A 19757-nucleotide genomic window follows, 5' to 3' on the forward strand; every position below is an offset into this window, starting at 1 on the left:
CAGGTGTTTCCGCCCGGCCGCCCACCAGTCGTAGCGTCCGGTCCATGAATCAATCCACCTGGCGGAACTTCGCGGGCGACCAGATGTGCCGCCCGCGCGCCATCGAGTGTCCTTCCAACGCAGCGGAACTCGCCGCCGTGGTTGAGCGGGCCGGCCAGCATGGTGAGGTCGTTCGAGTGGCGGGCGCGGGGCACTCGTTCAACGACGCCGTGCTCACCGACGGCACGCTGATCACCCTGGAACGGATGAACCGGGTCCTCGACATCGACCGCTCCTCCGGTCTGGTGCGCTGTGAGGCCGGGATCTCACTGGGCGCACTGAGCGCGGCGATGTGGGAGCAGGGTCTGGCCTTCGCAAACCTCGGAGACATCGATGTGCAGTCCATCGCGGGCGCCACCGCCACCGGCACACACGGTGCCGGCGTCGGCCTGCCGAATCTGTCGGCGAGCCTGCGATCGATCGAACTGACACTGGCCGACGGCAACCGGATCGAGATCGATGCCGACAGCGATCCGGAAGCCTACCGTGCCGCCCGGGTGAGCCTGGGTGCGCTGGGCGTGGTGAGCGCGGTGACCCTGCAGGCGGTGCCCGCCTTCACGCTGGCGGGCGTGGACACCGTCGCGCCACGCGCCGAGGTGCTGGACAGGCTCGATGAATTGGCCGATGGCAACGACCATTTCGGCTTCTTCGCTTTCCCGCACAGCCCACTGGCCATGACCAAGACCTGGAATCGGACCTCGGAAGCGCCCCGGCCACCGTCGAAGGCCGCCGGTTGGTTCCAGGACGAACTGCTCACCAACTACGCCTTCTGGGGCGTCTGCCGGCTCGGCCGCGCTCGGCCGCAGTGGATTCCGGCGCTGAACCGGTTGTGCACCAGGCTGTCCGGCAGTACCCGCCGGGTCGATCGCTCCTACCGGATCTTCGCTACCCCACGCCGCGTGCCGATCACCGAGATGGAGTACGCCATCCCGCGCGAGCACGCCGCCGAGGCGGTGCGGCAGGTTCTGGCGCTCGCCGAACAGCCGCGCTTCGACGTCCCGGTGCCGATCGAAGTGCGTTTCGTGGCCCCTGACGATGCCTTCCTCAGCCCAGCCGGAGGCCGGGCCAGCTGCTATATCGCAGTGCATCAGTTCGAGCGGATGGCTTGGGAGCCGTATTTCCGTGCCGTGGAACAGATCCTGCGCGGGGTCGGCGGGCGGCCACACTGGGGCAAACGGCACTTCCGCTCCGCCGCCGACCTGGCCCCGGAGTACCCGGACTGGGATCGGTTCGCCGCGGTCCGGGACCGGCTGGATCCGGGCCGTCGCTTCACCAACGCCTACGTCGCGCGAGTACTGGGGGATTGAGCGTGCCTCTGCTGTACGACCGTTTCCCCGAGCTCCGAGATACCGTGCCGCACCTGTCGCTGGGCGCGGCACCGACCCCGCTCTGCCGGCTGCCACCATTCCCCGGCACCGAGACCGAGATCTGGCTCGCGGACGAGGGCGCCTTCGGTGACGGTGGCTGGGGCGGCAACAAGGTCCGCAAACTGGAGTGGCTACTGCCCGACGTCGTCCGCCGAGGCCGGCGCACCATCCTCACCGTCGGCGGGCTGGGTACCAACTGGGGGCTGGCCACCGCGCTCTACGCGCGCGAGCAGGGGCTCGCCACCGTACTGGCCCTGGTCGACCAGCCGGTGGACGGGCATGTGCACGCCCAGCTCGAGCGCATCCGGAACTCCGGCGCCACCGTGTACTTCACGCACACCGTGGCGCGCACCGCACTCACCGTGCCGTGGCTGCTGGCCCGGCACCGCACCGGGTCGACCCCGCCGTATCTGCTGCCTGCCGGTGGGTCGTCGCCGCTGGGCCTGCTCGGCTACGTCGAGGTCGGCCTGGAACTCGCGGCCCAAGTAGCGGCCGGCGTCATGCCTGAACCGACACATATCGTCACCGCCGTCGGCTCTGGCGGCACGGCCGCCGGGCTGGCGCTGGGGCTCACCCTCGCCGGACTGCGCACCCAGGTGGTGGGCGTCGTGGTCAACGACAAGCTCCGGCTGGACCCGCGCAGCCTGCTGCGGACGGCCGGGCGTACCGAACGGCTGCTGCGTGCCCGCGGCGCGCACCTACCGAACGTGGCGCTGACGGCAGATCGGCTGTTGCTGGTGCGCGACCAGCTCGGTCCCGGCTACGGCCATGCGACCGACTCCGGCCGGGCCGCACAGATATCGGCCCGCGAGAACGCCGGACTACACCTCGAACCCGTCTACACCGCCAAAGCGATGGCCGCGATCCTGGACCCGCAGGGGGGATTCGGTACCGGACCCATCGTCTATCTGCACACCGACGGCACTCGGTGATCACACGAGACCGCAGCTCGAAACGAACGTAAAAGGGACGCCGACGAAACGACTGAGCCCCCACCCGGACACCGGATGGGGGCTCAGTAGAGTCTCTACCAGCAGCGATACACGCGCTGCCCTACTTCTTCGCAGAGGCTAATCCGCTTCGGAACTCGACGACGTCGCCGTCGGCCATGACGTAGTCCTTGCCTTCCATCCGGACCTTGCCGGCGGACTTGGCGGCGGCCATGGAACCGGCCTCGACGAGGTCGGTGAAGGCGACGATCTCGGCCTTGATGAAGCCGCGTTCGAAGTCGGTGTGGATGACGCCGGCGGCCTTGGGGGCGGTGTCGCCCTGGTGGATGGTCCAGGCGCGGGCTTCCTTGGGACCGGCGGTGAGGTAGGTCTGCAGGCCCAGGGTGTGGAAGCCGGCGCGGGCCAGGGCGTGCAGGCCCGGCTCGGTCTGGCCGATGGATTCCAGCAGTTCGAGGGCGGATTCCTCGTCCAGCTCGAGCAGTTCGGCCTCGACCTTGGCGTCCAGGAACACCGCGTCGGCGGGGGCGACGGCGGCCTTCAGCTCGGCCTTCTTGTCCTCGTCGGTGAGGATCGACTCGTCGGCGTTGAAGACATAGAGGAATGGCTTGATGGTGAGCAGCGAGAGTTCTTTCAGCAGCTCGGTGTCCAGCTGGTCGCGCGCGGCGAACAGGGTCTTGCCGCTGTTGAGGATTTCCTGCGCCTGCTTGGCGGTGTCGGCGACCGGCTTGCGGTCCTTCTTGACCTTGGCTTCCTTGTCGAGACGGACCACGGCCTTCTCGAGGGTCTGCAGGTCGGCCAGGATGAGCTCGGTCTCGATCACCTCGATGTCGGACAGCGGGTCCACCTTCCCGTCGACGTGGATCACGTCGTCGTCGGCGAAGACGCGCACGACCTGGCAGATGGCATCGGCCTCACGGATATTGGCGAGGAACTTGTTGCCCAGGCCCGCACCCTCGGAGGCGCCCTTCACGATGCCCGCGATGTCGACGAACGACACCACCGCGGGGACGAGGCGCTCGGAGCCGAAGATGCCGGCCAGCGTGTTCAACCTCGGGTCCGGCAGCGGCACCACACCGACATTCGGCTCGATGGTGGCGAACGGGTAGTTCGCGGCCAGCACGTCATTGCGCGTCAGAGCGTTGAACAGCGTCGACTTTCCGACGTTGGGCAGGCCGACGATTCCGAGGGTGAGACTCACGAGAGTGGGAGTCTACCCGGACCGGCAGCCCGCTCCGTCACCGCAGGTCCGGGGCTGGTCCGTCAGGCCCGTGGGTTGCGGCCGAGGTAGGCCAGCAGTTCGTCGGCCACCAGGTTGCCGCTCGCGGGCAGTCCGGTGACGACGGGCGCGAAGACGCCGTAGTCGCGCAGCGGCTCGACGAGGCCGCGGGCGGCGGTGAGCAGGTGCCCGGCCAGTTCTTCGGTGAGCGGCGAGGGCTGCCCGGTGCCGCTGGCGATGTCCCAGGCGTGCACCGCGGCGTCGAGCGCGCACATGACCGCGGCCACCGGGGTGGGGAGCTCGCCGTGCGGCAGCGGGGTGGGCACCGTCTCGGTGCCGTCGGTGACGGTGGCCCAGGCAGTGGCGGTGGGTTCGATTGCGGCGGAGACCAATTCGACCGCGCCGCCGTCGATGTGGCCGGAGGGCTCGAACGGGTTGCAGGCCGGGCCGTCACCGATGCCGAGGAACTTGGCGTAGGCCAGCTGATCACCGGCCGCGTGCTGAACCACCTGCGTCACAGTCCACTCCGAGCACGGGGTGGGGTTGTCCCATTGGTTCGCGCCCACACCGGCCACGACCTCGGCGAGCGCGCGGTGCGACGCCGCGAGGACCTCGCGCCAGGCCGGGGCGAGGACGGTGGCGGGCGAGTTGCCGGTCTGCGGGTTGGCGCTCATTGTTCTTGCCTCTCAGGTCGTTTCGATCCGTTGAGATAAAGGTATGACCCGATTAGGCTGGTTTTCTTCCTAATAATCCGGCCGGACGGAAGGGCGCTGTGTGACCTCCACCACAACCCGCTTGCTGCGCCTGCTGTCCCTGCTCCAGGAGCGCACCCTCACCGGAGGCGAACTGGCCGAACGACTCTCCGTCACCGACCGCACCCTCCGCCAGGACATTGCGCGCCTGCGCGAACTCGGCTACCCGGTGCACGCCGCCCGCGGCCCGGTAGGCGGCTACCGCCTCGGCCAGGGCGCCACCATGCCCCCACTGCTGCTCGACGACGACGAGGCCGTCGCGGTGGCCGTCGCCATGAACGTGGCCGCCGACGGCAGCACCGGCATCGCCGACATCCACGCCAATCTCCAACGCGCCCAGGAGAAAATGGACCGCATCCTCCCGAAACGCCTGCAACGCAAGGTCACCGCACTGCGTTCCGTCACGGACATCGGCCCCGCCGTCACCGGATCCCGGGAACCCGACGCCCCCGTCTCCGCCGAAACCCTCGCCACCCTGGCCACCGCCATCCGCGCCACCACCACCCTGCGCGCCGACGCCTCCGAACTCGAGCCCTACCGATTGATCAGCTGGCAACGCCGCTGGTACCTGGTCGCCTACAGTCTCGATTCCCACTCCTGGCAGGCACTCCCGGTGGCGTCGATCGCCGAAATCCTGCCCGGCACACGACATTTCGCCCCACGCCCACTCCCCGACTCCGACCTCGTCGCCTTCGTCCTGCGCGAAATAGCCTCCACCGGTTGGCAAGTCCACGCCCGCGTCACCGTCCTGGCCCCCGCTGAAACCGTCATAGCCCGCATCAACCCCACAGTCGGCGTCGTCGAACCCCTCGACGACACCTCCTGCCTCCTGCTGACCGGAGCCGACCGTCTGGAAACCATCGCCATCTACCTCAGCATGCTGATGATGGATTTCCGCGTCACCGACCCACCCGAACTCGTCACCCACATCCGCACCCTCGCCCACCGATACGCGGCCGCCACCTATCCGTGAACTCCACCGATGAGTCAGCAGCGATTGCCAGTGTGGTGATTACTACTGGGTGCCGGCAGGTTCGGGCAGGACCGTGACGTGGCGAACGGTTCCGGACAATCCTGGCAGCTCGACGGGTGCGGTCCAGGTGCGGAATCCGTCGTGGCTGTCGCTGTAGAAGTACTTCTTCTCGGTATAGGCGTCGAAATAGATCCGGTGTCCTCCGTCGGGCAGTTCGATCTCGCAGTGACCTTCTCGCGGTGCAGCGCCGAATCTCCGCTTCCGGCCGGAGTAGCGGCGACCCAGCGCTCTGAGCCGAGTCGATAGCCTCGGTCGATCCGTCCACCGCGACCCGGCGCAGACGAAACCAGTTGGCGGCCTTGATCGTCGGTTCAGGCGAGCTGATCGAGGAGGGCCGCCAGTTCGCGAGCCCGGAACATGACACCGGCATGGCCGGCCTCGAGGCTGTGCACGTCGAAGGGATTGCCCGGGGTGAGGTGGTCGGCGTCGTCGATCATTTTCGTGGCCAGCGCCGCGGAGATGACATTGTCCCGGGTGAGACGTATGTAGCTGTGGGGAATTCGTCCCCAGGTGTCGGCCTCGACCCGGGCGTCGGCGAAATTGGTTTGCGCGCCGTCCTCGGGCTGCATTCCGAAGTTGAGTACCAGGAGCATCTGCTCGAGCGTGGCCTCGGGCATATTGGTCACCCGGAAATCCTCGAGCGCTTCGGGATCGGCCGAACGCAGGTTGAATCGGATGAGGCCGCGGGATACCGGCTCCATTCCCAGGAACAGCGAATGGTCCGGATTCGGGATCGGGACGTCCTTCAAGGCTTCGGGAGTCTGGCTCAGCGCCATGGCGCTGGGCGCGTCCGGGGTGGACGGGCAGAAGGCGGACAGGTAGACGATGCGGTGAATGGCCTCGGGTATGGCATTGCCTACCAGACCGATCGTGATGCCGCCGAGGCTGTGGCCGACCAGGATCACCGGGCCGTGCCGCCGCACCTGCCGCACCGCGTCGATGACGTGGGTGACATTGTCCTGCACGGTGATTGCGGCCATCGGCGACGGCCCGGTGGTGAATGCGGCAATGTCCTGCGCCTGATACGACAGCGGTATCGAGGCGTCGAGCCCGTGGCCGGGCAGATCCACCGGCAGGCTGCGGTGTCCGAGCAATGCCAGTTCGCGCACCACGGGCGTCCAGAAGAAACTGTTGCTCGTCAAGCCGTGGACGAACACGAATGTCGGTGCGGTGGTGGAGATTTCAGAGAGTTGACCGTCAGGTTCGGGCATATTTCCCCCAGTGGTCGACAACGACGGATGCTGGGTTCTTTACCCAAACCCGCGTGCCGTCAACCTTCCGCGCTGAGGGAGGGCAGCTCACGGCTCGTGCTCGCGACGGGTGTGAGCTCGGCGGCGGGGATCTCGGTGCCGTGCAATGAGGTTCCGACGGTTTCGCGCAGGAAGGCGCAGGCGGCCAGGCCGATCAGGGAGGCGGCGACCATATAGCCCGCGGGGAACAGGGACCAGCCGGTGCGCTCGATGACCGCCTCGTTGACCAGCGGGGCGGTCCCGCCGAAGACGGCCGTGGATACGTTGTAGCCCAACGCGAATCCCGCATAGCGCACGTGGGTGGGGAAGATGGCCGGGAAAGTCGAGCTGATCGTGGACAGCTGCGGTATGTACAGCAGGCCCAGTACCACGAAACCGATGACGGCCCAGACGGTCCCGCGGCCCATCAGCCAGTACATGGGCACCGCGAGGACGGTGAGCCCCACCAGCGAGACCAGCCACAGCGGGCGCCGGCCGACCCGGTCGGAGAGCCGGCCGAACAACGGCAGCGACACCATCATCACCAGCTGGCCGATGAGCATCATGGCGGTGGTGGTGGATTCGCCCAGGCCGATGGTGTGCCGCAGGTAGGTGGGCTGATATGTGAGCAGCGTGTAGTTCACCACGTTGAGCGCGACCACCAGCCCGATCAGGGTGAGCAGTTCGCGCCGGTAGGTGGTCAGCACCTGGCGCAGGCCGCCCGGCGGGGTGGCCCGGTCGTCCTGCTCGGACAGCTCGGTGAAGACCGGGGACTCGTCCAGCTTGCCGCGCAGATACCAGCCGGTCAGGCCCAGTGGGACGGCCAGCAGGAACGGGATGCGCCAGCCGCCGGCGTACATGGCGTCCGAACCGAGTGCCAGCTGGCAGGCCAGCACCACCGCCGAACCACCGACAAAGCCTGCGAGCGTCCCGAATTCGAGGAAGCTGCCCAGGAATCCGCGCCTGCGGTCCTCCGCACATTCCGCGAGATAGGTTGCGGCGCCGCCGTATTCGCCGCCGGTGGAGAAGCCCTGCACCACCCGCAGCAGGATCAGCAGGATCGGCGCGAGCACGCCGGCCATGGCATGGGTCGGCAGGATGCCGATGGCCCCGGTGGCCACCGACATGATCAGGATCGTGGTCGCCAGCACGGCCTTGCGGCCGATGCGGTCGCCCAGCGGACCCCACACCATGCCGCCCAGCGGGCGCAACACGAACGAGATCGCGAAGCCCAGCATGGTGCCGAGGGTGCCCAGCGAGCCCGGGAAGAAGGCGGACGTGAGGTAGCCGGCCGTGGCGGCGTACACGCCGTAGTCGAACCACTCGGTGGCATTGCCCATGGCACTCGCGGCGACCGACCTCCGCAGCGGAAAGCCGGCCCTGTTCGGTTCCGTCGTATCTCGCACGAAACAGACCGATACCCACGCACACCATTCGCAAACTGCGAGGGGCCCCGAACGGCCCCGTCCCCACCGGCTCTTACCAGTGCCGACACCACGATCGTGATTGCCGTCACAAATGCGGCAAATTGGTCTCGGCGGTTCGATCGGCGGGGCCGGATACGCCCCAATCCCATCGCGTCCGTCTAGGGTATAGGCGCGGCGATGCCGCGCAGTCAGTGAGGCATGAACAGCGGTATGTTCCGTGGTTTTTCCACCGAATCCGAAAGGCGCTGTATGGCTGGGGACTTGACGCAAATCGAGCTACTGACGGAATTGGAGCCGGTTGTCGCGGCCAATATCGACCGGCATCTGTCCACGGCGAAGGACTGGTGTCCGCACGACTATGTGCCCTGGAGCGAGGGCCGCAACTTCGCGGCCATGGGTGGCGAGGATTGGGAGCCCGAGCAGTCACGGCTCTCCCAGGTCGCCAGGGTCGCGATGATCACGAACCTGCTGACCGAGGACAACCTGCCCTCCTACCACCGGGTGATCGCCGAGAACTTCTCCCGGGACGGCGCGTGGGGCACCTGGGTCGGCCGCTGGACCGCCGAGGAGAACCGCCACGCGATCGCCATGCGGGACTACCTGGTGTGCACCCGCGCTGTCGACCCCGTCGCGCTGGAGAACGACCGGATGGTGCACCTGACCCGCGGCGTCCACGCACCGGATGGCTTCGGCGGCGTCCTCGATCAGGTCGCGTACGTGACCTTCCAGGAGTTGGCCACCCGGGTCAGTCACCGCAGCACCGGACGGGTCTGCGACGACCCGATCGCCGAACGGATGCTGCAACGCATAGCGGCCGACGAGAACCTGCACATGATGTTCTATCGCAACGTCACCGGTGCCGCCTTCGACGTCGCGCCCGACCAGGCGATGGAGTCGGTGACCAAGATCGTGAAGACCTTCGCCATGCCCGGCACCGGCATGCCGAACTGGCGTCGCAACGGCGTTTTGATGGTCAAGCACGGAATCTACGATCTGCGCCAGCATCTGGACGAGGTCCTGTTGCCGGTCCTGCGCATATGGAACGTCTTCACGCGCACCGATTTCGGCGCGCGCGGCGAACGCAGTCGCGAAGATCTCGACCAGTACCTCGAGAAACTCGGTCGCGATGTCATCCGGTTCGAAGAACAACGCGAACGCATCCTCAGCCGCGAAGCGGCCCGGGTCGGCTAGCCGGTAGGTCGGGCGTGCGCACGGCGCATGCCCGACCAGGTACCGGTCCTGTGTGTCAGTGGCCGCCCAGACCGGAGAGGGCGATGCCGCGGACGAAGGCGCGCTGAGCGAGCGCATAGAGCAGCAGCAGTGGCAGCAGGATGACCGTGGCCGCGGCCATCAGCAGCGGCCAGTTGGTCGAGTACTGTCCCTGCAGCCGGACGAGACCCAGGGTCGCGGTCGCGTAATCGTTGCGTTGAATCATGATCAGGGGCCAGAGGAAGTCGTTCCAGACGGTGATCCAGGTGAGGACCGCCAGCACCATGACCGCCGGCTTGGTGTGCGGCAACAGGACTCGCCAATAGGTCTGCCACGGGGTACAGCCGTCCAGAATGGCCGCCTCCTCCAATTCGATGGGGAGGGTGCGGAAGAACTGGCGCATCAGGTACGTGCCGAAGGCGCTCCCGAAGAGACCGGGAACGATCATCGCCCAGGGCGTGTCCATCCAGCCGAAGGCCCGCATGAGCAGGAACTGCGGGATGACGGTGACGGTGAGCGGGACCATGAGGGTGGCCAGGTAGCCCACGAACAGCACCTCGCGGCCGGCGAAACGCAGGCGGGCGAAGGCGTATCCGGCCAGAGAGCAGAAGAAGACCTGGCCGGCGGTCACGCAGGCGGCGTAGACGACGGTGTTGAGCAGCATGCGGCCGAGCGGGATGGCATCGAAAGCCTCCCGGTAGTTGGACCATTGGGGATGCGACGGCAGCAGCGCCGCGTCGGTCAGCTCACCGTCGGACTTCAGGGAGGCCGAGACGGACCACAGGATCGGGGTCAGCGCGCACCACGCCACCACGATCAGCGCCAGATAGGTCAGCGCTCCGGTGATCAAGCGCCGCACCACCCCGCCGCGACTCAAAGCTCCGCCTCGGATCGCCGGGCCAGCCATTGCTGGATCAGGGTGAAGGCCAGCAGGATTGCGAAGATCACCCAGGCCAGGGCGCAGGCGTAGCCGACCTCGTAGAAGCGGAAGGCGTTCTGGAACAGCATGATTCCCAGGACGTAGGTGCCGGTCTCGGGGCCGCCGTTGCTGCCGGTCAGGGCATATGCCTGGTCGAAGGCCTGGACCGAGTTGATGACGGTGATGACCAGGACGAAGGAGAGGGCGCCGCGGATCAGCGGGAGGGTGATCGAGCGGAAACGGCGCCAGGCGTTCGCGCCGTCGATTTTCGCTGCCTCGTATAGGTTTCCGGGGACGCCCTGCATGGCCGCGAGCAGGATCACGGTGGCGAAGGGTACCGATTTCCACACCGTCACCAGGCTCAGCGAGACCATGGCCCACTCCGGATCGGTCAGCCACGGCACCGGGCCGAGGCCGAGCCGGCCCAGCAGAATATTGGCGAGCCCGTCATCGCTGGCGAAGATGAAGCGGAACACCACCGCCATGGCGACGGTCGACGCCACCAGGGGCAGGAACGCCACGGTCCGGAACACCCCGACACCGCGCAGTTTCCGATTCAGCAGTCCCGCGACGGCGAGACTGACCGCCACCGTCGGCACCAGCGTCAGGATCGTGAACACGGCCGTATTCCGCAGGGCGATATAGAACAGCGGGTCCGCGGCGAACAACCGCCGATAGTTCGCCACACCCACGAACCGCGGCGGGCTGAACAGATCCCAGGAGTGGAAGCTCAGATACAGCGAAAACCCCAGCGGGAACAGCATGAACACCAGGATGGCGGCCAGATTCGGTGCCACGAACAGCCTTCCGGCGCGCGCCCGCCGCCGCTCCAGCACCGTCCCACCCCTCATTCCGCCGCCCGCAGTAGCTGATCGATATCGGCGCTGGTCTGCCCGCCCAGCGAGTCCGCTGTCGCCGCGCCCCGCAGCACTCGATTGCAGCCACGCTCGAGCAGCGCTTCCACCTTGCCCCACACGGGCGTCACGGCCAGCGGACGCGAATTCTCGGGCCCCTCGGTGAAGACCTCGAGATTGCGCAGCGCCGGATGGGCCGCGGCGAATCCCGGTGACCGCATGGCCGATCGCAGGACCGGCACGAACAGACCCGACTCCGCGATGATGGCCTGCCCCTCGGGCCCGGTCGCGAACTTCACGAATTCCCACGCCTGTTCGCGCCGTGGACTGCTCGCCGCGATGGCCAGTCCGGTGCTGCCGATATCGGTGATCGCGCTCGAACCCCCGTCCGGCCCGACCGGCAGCACCGTGACATCGAAGTCGAGGTCGTCGTGCCCGGTGAACTCCGAGTACAGCCAGTGCCCGCCCATCAGCATGGCGGCCCGCCCGCTGCGGAACAGATCCTGCGCCGAAACCGATTGCCGGTCACCGACACTGGGCGCGACCCGATGCCGCACGGCCAGGTCGGCATAGAACTGGAACCCGGCCGCGAACCGCGGATCACCGAGATTGGTGCTGGTGGGCCGCACCGGCGGACTGAACCATTCGACGCCGTTGTTCATGCCGAAACAGGCCGCCGAGAAGTAGGGCACCCAGGCGTCCACGAACCCCCACTGCCCGATGCGCCCGTCGGCGTCGCGGTGGGTGAGCGCCCGCGCGGCCGCCAGGAACTCCGCGAACGTCCAGGCCTCGGACCAGCGGGCCGGCGGGCGAATCCCCGCCTCGGCGAACAGCTTCCGGTTGTAGTAGAGGAACACCCCCGACCACTGCTCCGGCAGCGCGTACTGCCCGCCGTCCCAGACGAAGGTGTCGCGCAGTGTCGCGTACCCGTCGGCGCGCAGCCGGGCGGCGTAATCCGGGTCCCGGTCGAGGAATTCGCGCAGATCCACCAGCACACCACGATCGGCGAGCCCGGCGTAGAGCAGCTCCCACGCCATCAGCACATCCGGGCATTTGCCGCCCGCGCAGTAGGTGAGCATCTGCTGCAGGGGATCGGGCCCGGACATGATGGTGCGGATCTTGATATCCGGTCGCCGCCGGTGGAATTCGTCGATGATGCGCAGCCGCGCCCGGGCCTCCTCGGGCCGCGCCTGGAAGAAGAAGGTGACCGCGTCGTCGTTCCCGCCCGCGCAGCCGCCCGCGGCCAGCAGCGCCGCCAGCGCGGCCGAGCGCAGCAGGCTACGCCGATCCATTCCGCCGGGCCGGGCCGCCCATTCGCTCGCCAAAGATATATCTCCGTGAACTAAACGAACTAAAGGACCACAGTGACGCAGATCTCGAATCAGCATGGCAGCATACGGGGAGCAACCTGCGACACGCGGCAAACACGCGAAATCGCGGGAACCCAACTGGCCCGCACCACCCCCGCGCGCCGTCCGCAGCGTCCGCCGGGCCACCCGTACCTGGCGGTACGACAGCAGGTGAACAGCCGGTCGAAGCCGGTTCACTCGCATGTCGGTTGGGCTACGTTGTGACCATTTCAGTTAGAAGCCGCAGTACCGCAGGGAGAGTTGTCGCATGGCGACCATCGAATACCTCCGGACGGATCCCGACCTACCTCCGGTAGGGGTCGTGGACCGGACGCCCATGACGCCCGCGAAGAAGGGCATCTTCCTCGTCATCGCCGTGATCGGCGCAATCGCCTGGGCCATCCTCGCTTTCATGCGCGGCGAGAACGTGAACGCGGTGTGGATCGTCATCGCCGCCCTCTGCACTTACGTACTCGCGTACCAGTTCTACGCCCGGCTCATCGAATACCGGATCACCAAGCCGCGCGATGACGTCGCCACTCCCGCCGAGGAGATGGAGAACGGCAAGGACTACATGCCGATGGACCGCCGGGTCCTGTTCGGCCACCACTTCGCCGCCATCGCGGGCGCCGGCCCGCTGGTCGGCCCGGTGCTCGCCGCACAGATGGGCTACCTGCCCGGCACCATCTGGATCATCGTCGGCGTGGTGCTGGCCGGTGCGGTGCAGGACTACCTGGTGCTGTGGGCCTCGGTGAAGCGCCGCGGCCGGTCGCTGGGCCAGATGGCGCGCGACGAGCTCGGCGTGGTCGGCGGCATCGCGGCCATCATCGCGGTGCTGGTGATCATGATGATCCTGCTGGCGGTACTGGGCATCGTCGTGGTGAATGCCCTTGCCGCGACCAAGAATCCGACCACCGGCGCGCTCGAGGGTGGCAGCCCGTGGGGTGTGTTCTCCATCTCGATGACCATCCCGATCGCCCTGTTCATGGGCCTGTACCTGCGCTTCTTCCGGCCCGGCAAGGTCGGCGAGGTGTCGCTGTTCGGCTTCGTGCTGCTGCTGGCGGCGATTCTGCTCGGCAATCCGGTGTCCCAATCCGGTTGGGGCCGCGACCTGTTCACGCTGTCCGGTACCACCATCGCCTGGATGCTGATCATCTACGGCTTCATCGCCTCGGTGCTGCCGGTATGGCTGCTGCTGGCTCCGCGCGACTACCTGTCCACCTTCATGAAGATCGGCACCATCGGCCTGCTCGCCATCGGCGTGCTGGTCACCATGCCGGTGCTGCAGGCCCCCGCGGTCTCCCAGTTCGCATCCAACAGCAACGGTCCGTCCTTCGCGGGCAGCCTGTTCCCGTTCCTGTTCATCACCATCGCCTGCGGCGCGCTGTCCGGCTTCCACTCGCTTGTGTCCTCGGGCACCACGCCGAAGCTGCTGGAGAAGCAGTCGCAGGCGCGCATGATCGGCTACGGCGGCATGCTGATGGAGTCGTTCGTGGCGGTCATGGCGATCATCGCGGCGTCGATCCTGGATCAGCACCTGTACTTCGCCATCAACAGCCCCGGCCTCACCTCGGCGCAGGCCGCGGCCGACAGCGTGAACAAGCTCGGTGTGGGCGGCAGCCCGATCGACGCGAAGTACCTCAACGACATGGCGCAGGGCGTCGGTGAGTCCCGGGTCTACTCGCGCACCGGTGGCGCGCCCACCCTCGCCATCGGCATGACCGAGGTGATGCACAAGTTCATCGGCGGTACCTCGCTCAAGGCGTTCTGGTACCACTTCGCCATCATGTTCGAGGCGCTGTTCATCCTCACCACCATCGACGCGGGCACCCGTGTCGCGCGGTTCATGCTCTCGGATTCGCTGGGCAACCTGGGCGGCGTGGCCAAGAAGTTCCGGGATCCGTCGTGGTGGCCGGGCGTGTTCATCTGCTCCGGCGTGGTCGTGGCCGCGTGGGGTTCGGTGCTGCTGATGGGTGTCACCGACCCGCTGGGCGGCATCAACACCCTGTACCCGCTGTTCGGCATCTCCAACCAGCTGCTGGCCGCGATCGCGCTGACCGTGGTGCTGGTGATCGTGGTCAAGAAGGGGCTCGTGAAATGGGCCTGGATTCCGGCGCTTCCGCTGGTCTGGGACCTGATCGTCACCATGACGGCCTCGTTCCAGAAGATCTTCTCGGGTGACCCGAAGATCGGCTACTGGACGCTGCACAACAACACCATCGACAAGCAGAACGCCTACATCGCCGCACGCGATTCGGGGCAGCTGCCGAAGGGCGTCAAGGACGCCGCCGCGCTGAATCAGCAGATCCACGATATGGACAAGATCATCCGCAATACCTTCGTCCAGGGCACGCTCTCCATCGTGTTCGCGGTGATGGTGCTGATCGTGGCGCTGGTCGGCGTGTGGGTCTGCCTGCGCGCCATCCGCAAGGGCGGCAGTGAGACCACCGAATCGCCGGAGGTGCCGTCGAAGATCTTCGGCCCCAGCGGTTTCCTCGCCACCAAGGCGGAGAAGGAGGTCCAGCAGGAATGGGACACGCTGATCGCCGAGGGCAAGATCCGCGCGCCCGGCGCGGCCACGGTCGCCAGTCATTGACGCGCCGATGAGTACCTCCGAAGCCCCGCTCGCCGCAGGTCCGCTGCGGCGGGCGGGGCTCGCCCTCGTCCGGGCCGTGAAAGCCGTTGCCTGGTGGTTCAACTCGATCCTCGGCGGCAACGACTACGCCCGCTACGTCGATCACCTGCGGCTGCGGCACCCGGGATGCGAGATTCCCAGCGAGCGCCAGTATTGGCGCGATCGCCATGCGGCCGCCGCCAAGAACCCCGCAAATCGCTGCTGTTGACACGAGTGGCGGTTTTCCGCCAACATCCATGTCCGATACCCGCTAGCAGAGGTCCGCCGGGACTGACATGGTGGTATGCGTGAGTGCGAACGACTTGGATTTCGAGCGTTGCTACCGCGCCGTGGCAACCCGGGACGCCCGGTTCGACGGGCAGTTCGTGACCGCGGTGCGCACCACCGGAATCTATTGCCGCCCTTCCTGTCCGGCCATCACCCCCAAACGCACCAATGTCACCTTCCTGCCCACCGCGGCCGCCGCACAGCAGCACGGCTTCCGCGCCTGCCGCCGGTGCCTGCCCGACGCCGCACCCGGCTCACCCCTCTGGAACACCCGTGCGGACCTGGCCTCCCGCGCCATGCGCCTGATCGGCGACGGGGTCATCGAACGCGGCGGCGTGCCCGCCCTGGCCGATGCCCTCGGCTACTCCCAGCGCCAGCTCACCCGGGTACTCACCAGCGAGCTGGGCGCCGGCCCACTGGCACTCGCGCGTGCCCACCGCGCGCACACCGCCCGGCTGCTGATCCAGACCACCCGGCTGCCCATGTCGGACATCGCGTTCGCGGCCGGATTCGCCAGCATCCGGCAGTTCAACGACACCGTGCGCGAGGTGTTCGCGGTCAGCCCGACCACGCTGCGCGAGGAATCCCGGCGTCGCAACGGCGACACACTCCCGGCCACCAACGGGCTGCTCACCCTGCGACTCCCCTATCGCGAACCGCTCGACAAGTCGTGGCTGGAATGGTTCCTGTCCGCCCACACCGTCCCGGGCGTGGAGCTGTGGGAGAACGGCGTCTACAGCCGCAGCCTGCGAACACCGCACGGCCACACCACCATTCGGCTGTCCATCCAGCCCGGCCACGTGCGGGCCGCACTGTCGCTACAGGACATGCGCGACCTCGCGCCGACCGTCGCCCGCATCCGGCACCTCCTGGATCTGGACGCCGATCCCATCGGGATCGACGAGGCCATGGCCGCCGGCATGGCGGGAAGTCCACCGCGCCCGGGCTTTCCGGGCGCCGTGCTGCCCGCCGGCATCCGGGTCCCCGGCTGCCTGGACGGCCCGGAACTCTTGCTGCGCACCATGATCGGTCAGCAGATCTCGGTGGCCGCGGCCAATACCCACACCGCGCGGCTGGTACAGGGCCTGGGCGAGACCATCGCCGGTCCGATCCCGCACCTGTTCCCCACCGCCGAGGCCATCGCCGAACGCGGCTCCGAGGTGCTGACCGGGCCGAGCCGGCGCACCGAGGCCATCGTCGGCGCGGCCAAGGCGCTGGCCACCGGCGACCTGGTGCTGCACTCCGGCCGTACCGCCGGTGAACTGCGCCGCGACCTACTGGCCCTGGACGGGGTCGGGCCCTGGACCGCGGACTACGTCACCATGCGCCTGCTCGCCAATCCGGACGTGCTCCTGCACTCCGACCTGATCGTGCGCCGCGGCGCGGGACTGCTCGGCATCGACCTCGCCGATACCGCCCGCTGGTCGCCGTGGCGCTCCTACCTCACCATGCACCTGTGGAAACACGCCCTCGCCCATCCCGCCGAGGCCAACCGGAGGACCCCGTAGTGAGCTCCGAAACCCCTGTCGGCACAGCCGATTACGCCACCGTCGCGACACCCGCCGGGCCGTTCACCGCCATCGTGGACGCCGACGGGGTGGTCCTCGCCTCCGGCTGGACCGTCGATCCGGAGGAGCTGCGGGCGCTCATCCACCCCGGCATCCGGCCCGCAGGACTGCGCGGACGCGACGCCCTCGGCGTGGTCACACGGGCCGTCACCGAGTACCACGCCGGTCACCTCACGGCCATCGACGGCATCGCCGTGCGCCAGGTCTCCGGACCGTTCCTCACCCACGCCTGGGAGATCCTGCGCAAGGTGCCGGCCGGAGCTCCCGTCACCTACACCGACTTCGCGGCCATCTCCGGGCGGCCCGCCGCCACCCGCGCGGCGGCCAATGCCTGCGCCCGCAATGCCGCCGCGCTCTTCGTGCCCTGTCACCGGGTGATCCGCACCGACGGCAGCCTCGGCGGCTTCCGCTACGGCCTGCCGATCAAGCGCTGGCTGCTCGACCACGAGTCGGCCTGAGGGCTCTCGCCCACGGGGTCCGCGCCCGAGCGTGCCCGGGCCGCGTCGGTGCCCGGGCGTACGGTGGCAGCCATGTGCCGCAACATTCACACCCTGCACAACTTCGAGCCGCCGGCCACCCCGGACGAGGTGTACGCGGCCGCCCTGCAGTACGTCCGCAAGATCAGCGGAAGCACCAAACCGTCCCAGGCCAACCAGGACGCCTTCGACCTGGCGGTGGAAGAGATCGCCGCCGCGACCACCCGCCTGCTGAACGGCCTGACCACCACCGCCCCGCCCAAGGACCGCGAGGCCGAGGCCGCCAAGGCGCGCGCCCGCGCCGAAGTGCGCTTCGCGGGCCGATAACCGAATCGGCCGGATCAGCGTGCGGATGCGCTGTTCAGTTCAGCCGGCCGTCCAGGGCCGCAGTTTCTCCGGGTTCCGGATCACCCAGATGCGGGTTATCCGGCCGTCTGCGATATCGAACGCGTAGACCGAGACGACGGTGCCGTCGAGCTGCGCGACCAGGCCGGGCTGGCCGTTCACCGTCCGCTCCAGCAGGGTTACCGCGGGGCCGCGGGCGGCGATTTCCATCCAGGCGTGGGCGACCTGCTCACCGCCGTTGATCGGGTCGTGGAAGGATAGCGCCAGGCCGCCGCCGTCGGCCGTGGCGATCACCTGCGGATCGAGCAGGCCGATCAGAGCCTCGATATCCTTTGTCTCCCAAGCCCGTTTGAAATCCCGGACCACCTCGGTGCGCACGGCGCCCGACGGGCTCCGCGAGGTATCGATGCGGCGGCGGGCACTGGAGGCGAGCTGGCGGCAGGCCGCTGGGGTGCGCCCGACGATGCCGGCCACCTCGGCGAAGGAATAGCGGAAGACGTCGTGCAGGATGAACGACACCCGCTCTGCCGGTGTCATGGAATCCAGCACGACGAGGAAGGCCATGCTGATCGACTCGTCGAGGGTGACCCGGTCGGCGGGATCGACGGGGGCGGGACCGTCGAGCCATTCGGATCGGTCGGGGACCGGCTCCGGAATCCATTCGCCCACATAGCGTTCCCGTCTGGCGCGCGCCGAGCCGAGCAGATCGAGGCAGATCCGGCCGGCGACCGTCGTCAACCACGCGCCGGGCGCCGCCACCTCCCGCCGCTGCCGCTCGGACAGCGCGTACCAGCGAGCGTAGGTCTCCTGTACCACATCCTCGGCCTCGGACAGGGAGCCGAGCAGCCGGTAGGCGAGATTGATCAGCTGACGGCGTTCATCGATCACCCCGGGCAGGTGCGGGTCGGTCATATGCGGCTCCTTCGGTCTGTGCGTACCCCACCGAAATCGACGAATCAGCGACCCGATTTGTGAGGTGGCCTGACATTCCGGACGGCTGTGTCGTCGGAGGGTCATGACGTTCTCAGCAGAGCAGGAGTTCCGGAAATGATCAGAATCGGCATCATCCTCGGCAGTACCCGGCCCAACCGCAAAGGCCCACAGGTCGCCCAGTGGGTTCTGGACTCGGCAGCGCAGCGCGGCGACGCCGAGTTCGAACTGATCGACCTGCGCGACCACCCGCTCCCGCATCTCGACGAGCCCGTGCCGCCGATGTTCGGCCCGTCGATGCATGCGCACACCCGCGCCTGGGCCGAACGGATCGCCCGATTCGACGGCTTCGTGATCGTCACCCCGGAGTACAACAGCGGCGCCCCCGGGGTGCTGAAGAACGCCCTCGACCATCTGCTCCGGGAGTGGACCGACAAGGCAGTCGGATTCGTCTCATACGGCGCGGCCGGCGGTGCCCGTGCCGTGGTGCAGCTGCGGGTGGTCTGCAGCGCGCTGGGCCTGGCCGATGTCGGCTATCAGGTCGCGATCTCGGTGCTCACCGACTTCGAGGACCACACCACCTTCACACCCCGCGACCATCATGCCGCCGCCCTGACCAAGACGCTGGATCAGGTCATCGCCTGGAGTGGTGCGCTCGCGCCGCTGCGCGCCGCCGCCGAAACCACTCTCGTCAATTCCTGAGGAGTCGATCATGACCACACCCGATGACCTTCAGTCACGCGCCGACCGCATCGAGGCCGATGAAGCCGAGATTCGCCGGAACATCGACAAGGTGGTCGAAGGACTGCGAGCCAAAGACCTCGACGCACTGAAACAGGCGTACACGCCCGACGTCGTGTCCTTCGATGTCGAGCCGCCGCTCCAGCATGTCGGGATAGCGGCGAAACTCGAGAACTGGGCGAAGGTCTTCCAGTTCTTCAAGAGTGTGACCTATGAGGTACGCGATCTGACGTTCACCATCGGCGATGATGTGGCATTCGGGCACGCCTTCGCTCGCCTCAGCGGCACGCTGAGGAACGGGGCCGCGACGAGCGGAATGTGGGTCCGGGTCACCTACGGCCTGCGGAAGATCGACGGCACCTGGTTGATCGCGCACGATCAGGTCTCGGTGCCGTTCGACATCTCGAGCGGCAAAGGCGTGGTCGACCTGGAGCCCTGACGGGACGGGGTG

Annotated in this window: 19 protein-coding genes; 11 read left to right on the forward strand and 8 right to left on the reverse strand. The window is 67.8% G+C overall.

Translation table 11 applies throughout. The annotated features are described in order from the left end of the window. Window positions 1–44: 44 nt before the first annotated feature. Together AB0L60_RS30010 and AB0L60_RS30015 are read left to right on the forward strand one after the other, a co-directional pair. Window positions 45–1346, forward strand: a complete 1302-nt coding sequence (locus AB0L60_RS30010) for a D-arabinono-1,4-lactone oxidase (protein WP_364620604.1) — start codon at window positions 45–47, stop codon at window positions 1344–1346. 2 nt (window positions 1347–1348) lie between these two features. Beyond that, on the forward strand, window positions 1349–2338 hold the full coding sequence (locus AB0L60_RS30015) for a pyridoxal-phosphate dependent enzyme (RefSeq protein ID WP_364620606.1): 990 nt from the start codon (window positions 1349–1351) through the stop codon (window positions 2336–2338). A gap of 121 nt (window positions 2339–2459) precedes the next feature. Here AB0L60_RS30015 and ychF read toward each other — a convergent pair whose 3' ends face one another. Both ychF and AB0L60_RS30025 read right to left on the reverse strand, forming a co-directional pair. Continuing rightward, window positions 2460–3554, reverse strand: coding sequence for a redox-regulated ATPase YchF (gene ychF, locus AB0L60_RS30020; protein ID WP_364620609.1), 1095 nt, complete (start codon window positions 3552–3554; stop codon window positions 2460–2462). A gap of 62 nt (window positions 3555–3616) precedes the next feature. Continuing rightward, window positions 3617–4246 carry a TIGR03086 family metal-binding protein gene (locus AB0L60_RS30025; protein ID WP_364620612.1) on the reverse strand — a complete coding sequence of 210 codons (630 nt, stop codon included), beginning with the start codon at window positions 4244–4246 and terminating at the stop codon, window positions 3617–3619. A gap of 100 nt (window positions 4247–4346) precedes the next feature. Between AB0L60_RS30025 and AB0L60_RS30030 the strand changes: the two genes are divergently transcribed. Continuing rightward, entirely contained in the window at window positions 4347–5297 is a 951-nt protein-coding gene (locus AB0L60_RS30030) for a transcriptional regulator (RefSeq protein ID WP_364620614.1), read from the forward strand. Between the two features lie 371 nt (window positions 5298–5668). Here AB0L60_RS30030 and AB0L60_RS30035 read toward each other — a convergent pair whose 3' ends face one another. Both AB0L60_RS30035 and AB0L60_RS30040 read right to left on the reverse strand, forming a co-directional pair. Continuing rightward, on the reverse strand, window positions 5669–6568 hold the full coding sequence (locus AB0L60_RS30035) for an alpha/beta hydrolase (protein ID WP_364620617.1): 900 nt from the start codon (window positions 6566–6568) through the stop codon (window positions 5669–5671). A gap of 59 nt (window positions 6569–6627) precedes the next feature. Then, window positions 6628–7926: an MFS transporter gene (locus AB0L60_RS30040; protein ID WP_364620620.1), complete on the reverse strand. Its 1299-nt coding sequence runs from the start codon at window positions 7924–7926 to the stop codon at window positions 6628–6630. 336 nt (window positions 7927–8262) lie between these two features. On the opposite strand from AB0L60_RS30040, the gene AB0L60_RS30045 reads away from it, so the two are divergent. After that, window positions 8263–9204, forward strand: a complete 942-nt coding sequence (locus tag AB0L60_RS30045) for an acyl-ACP desaturase (RefSeq protein ID WP_364620622.1) — start codon at window positions 8263–8265, stop codon at window positions 9202–9204. Window positions 9205–9259: 55 nt separating this feature from the next. On the opposite strand, the gene AB0L60_RS30050 is transcribed toward AB0L60_RS30045, so the two are convergent. The 3 genes from AB0L60_RS30050 to AB0L60_RS30060 are packed head-to-tail and all read right to left on the reverse strand — an operon-like array spanning window position 9260 to window position 12287. Further along, a complete protein-coding gene (locus tag AB0L60_RS30050) occupies window positions 9260–10099 on the reverse strand; it encodes a carbohydrate ABC transporter permease (protein ID WP_364620625.1) in 840 nt (279 codons plus the stop codon). Beyond that, complete coding sequence (locus AB0L60_RS30055; RefSeq protein WP_364620627.1) at window positions 10096–10992, reverse strand: sugar ABC transporter permease; 897 nt, start codon at window positions 10990–10992, stop codon at window positions 10096–10098. The genes AB0L60_RS30050 and AB0L60_RS30055 overlap by 4 nt, the downstream gene beginning before the upstream one ends. Continuing rightward, complete coding sequence (locus AB0L60_RS30060) at window positions 10989–12287, reverse strand: sugar ABC transporter substrate-binding protein (RefSeq protein WP_364620850.1); 1299 nt, start codon at window positions 12285–12287, stop codon at window positions 10989–10991. The genes AB0L60_RS30055 and AB0L60_RS30060 overlap by 4 nt, the downstream gene beginning before the upstream one ends. Before the next feature lie 325 nt (window positions 12288–12612). Between AB0L60_RS30060 and AB0L60_RS30065 the strand changes: the two genes are divergently transcribed. From AB0L60_RS30065 to AB0L60_RS30085, 5 genes are all read left to right on the forward strand, one after another. After that, window positions 12613–14940 (forward strand): carbon starvation CstA family protein, encoded by a 2328-nt coding sequence (locus AB0L60_RS30065; RefSeq protein ID WP_364620629.1) that lies wholly within the window; start codon window positions 12613–12615, stop codon window positions 14938–14940. A 43-nt stretch (window positions 14941–14983) separates the two neighbouring features. Continuing rightward, a complete protein-coding gene (locus AB0L60_RS30070) occupies window positions 14984–15187 on the forward strand; it encodes a YbdD/YjiX family protein (RefSeq protein WP_364620853.1) in 204 nt (67 codons plus the stop codon). A gap of 67 nt (window positions 15188–15254) precedes the next feature. Beyond that, window positions 15255–16754 (forward strand): Ada metal-binding domain-containing protein, encoded by a 1500-nt coding sequence (locus tag AB0L60_RS30075; RefSeq protein ID WP_364620631.1) that lies wholly within the window; start codon window positions 15255–15257, stop codon window positions 16752–16754. After that, entirely contained in the window at window positions 16754–17272 is a 519-nt protein-coding gene (locus AB0L60_RS30080) for a methylated-DNA--[protein]-cysteine S-methyltransferase (RefSeq protein WP_364620634.1), read from the forward strand. Before AB0L60_RS30075 ends, AB0L60_RS30080 begins: the two co-directional genes overlap by 1 nt. Before the next feature lie 72 nt (window positions 17273–17344). After that, complete coding sequence (locus tag AB0L60_RS30085; protein ID WP_364620637.1) at window positions 17345–17617, forward strand: DUF2277 domain-containing protein; 273 nt, start codon at window positions 17345–17347, stop codon at window positions 17615–17617. Window positions 17618–17656: 39 nt separating this feature from the next. Here AB0L60_RS30085 and sigJ read toward each other — a convergent pair whose 3' ends face one another. After that, the gene (gene sigJ / locus AB0L60_RS30090; RefSeq protein WP_364620640.1) at window positions 17657–18547 is read right to left on the reverse strand and encodes an RNA polymerase sigma factor SigJ; all 891 of its coding nucleotides are present in this window, start codon (window positions 18545–18547) and stop codon (window positions 17657–17659) included. Window positions 18548–18682: 135 nt separating this feature from the next. On the opposite strand from sigJ, the gene AB0L60_RS30095 reads away from it, so the two are divergent. Together AB0L60_RS30095 and AB0L60_RS30100 are read left to right on the forward strand one after the other, a co-directional pair. Further along, window positions 18683–19267, forward strand: a complete 585-nt coding sequence (locus AB0L60_RS30095) for an NAD(P)H-dependent oxidoreductase (protein WP_364620642.1) — start codon at window positions 18683–18685, stop codon at window positions 19265–19267. A 10-nt stretch (window positions 19268–19277) separates the two neighbouring features. Beyond that, window positions 19278–19745 (forward strand): nuclear transport factor 2 family protein, encoded by a 468-nt coding sequence (locus AB0L60_RS30100; protein ID WP_364620644.1) that lies wholly within the window; start codon window positions 19278–19280, stop codon window positions 19743–19745. Window positions 19746–19757: the final 12 nt, after the last annotated feature.

The sequence above is a fragment of the Nocardia sp. NPDC051981 genome, assembly GCF_040680715.1.
In the GTDB taxonomy this organism is placed as follows: Bacteria; Actinomycetota; Actinomycetes; order Mycobacteriales; family Mycobacteriaceae; genus Nocardia.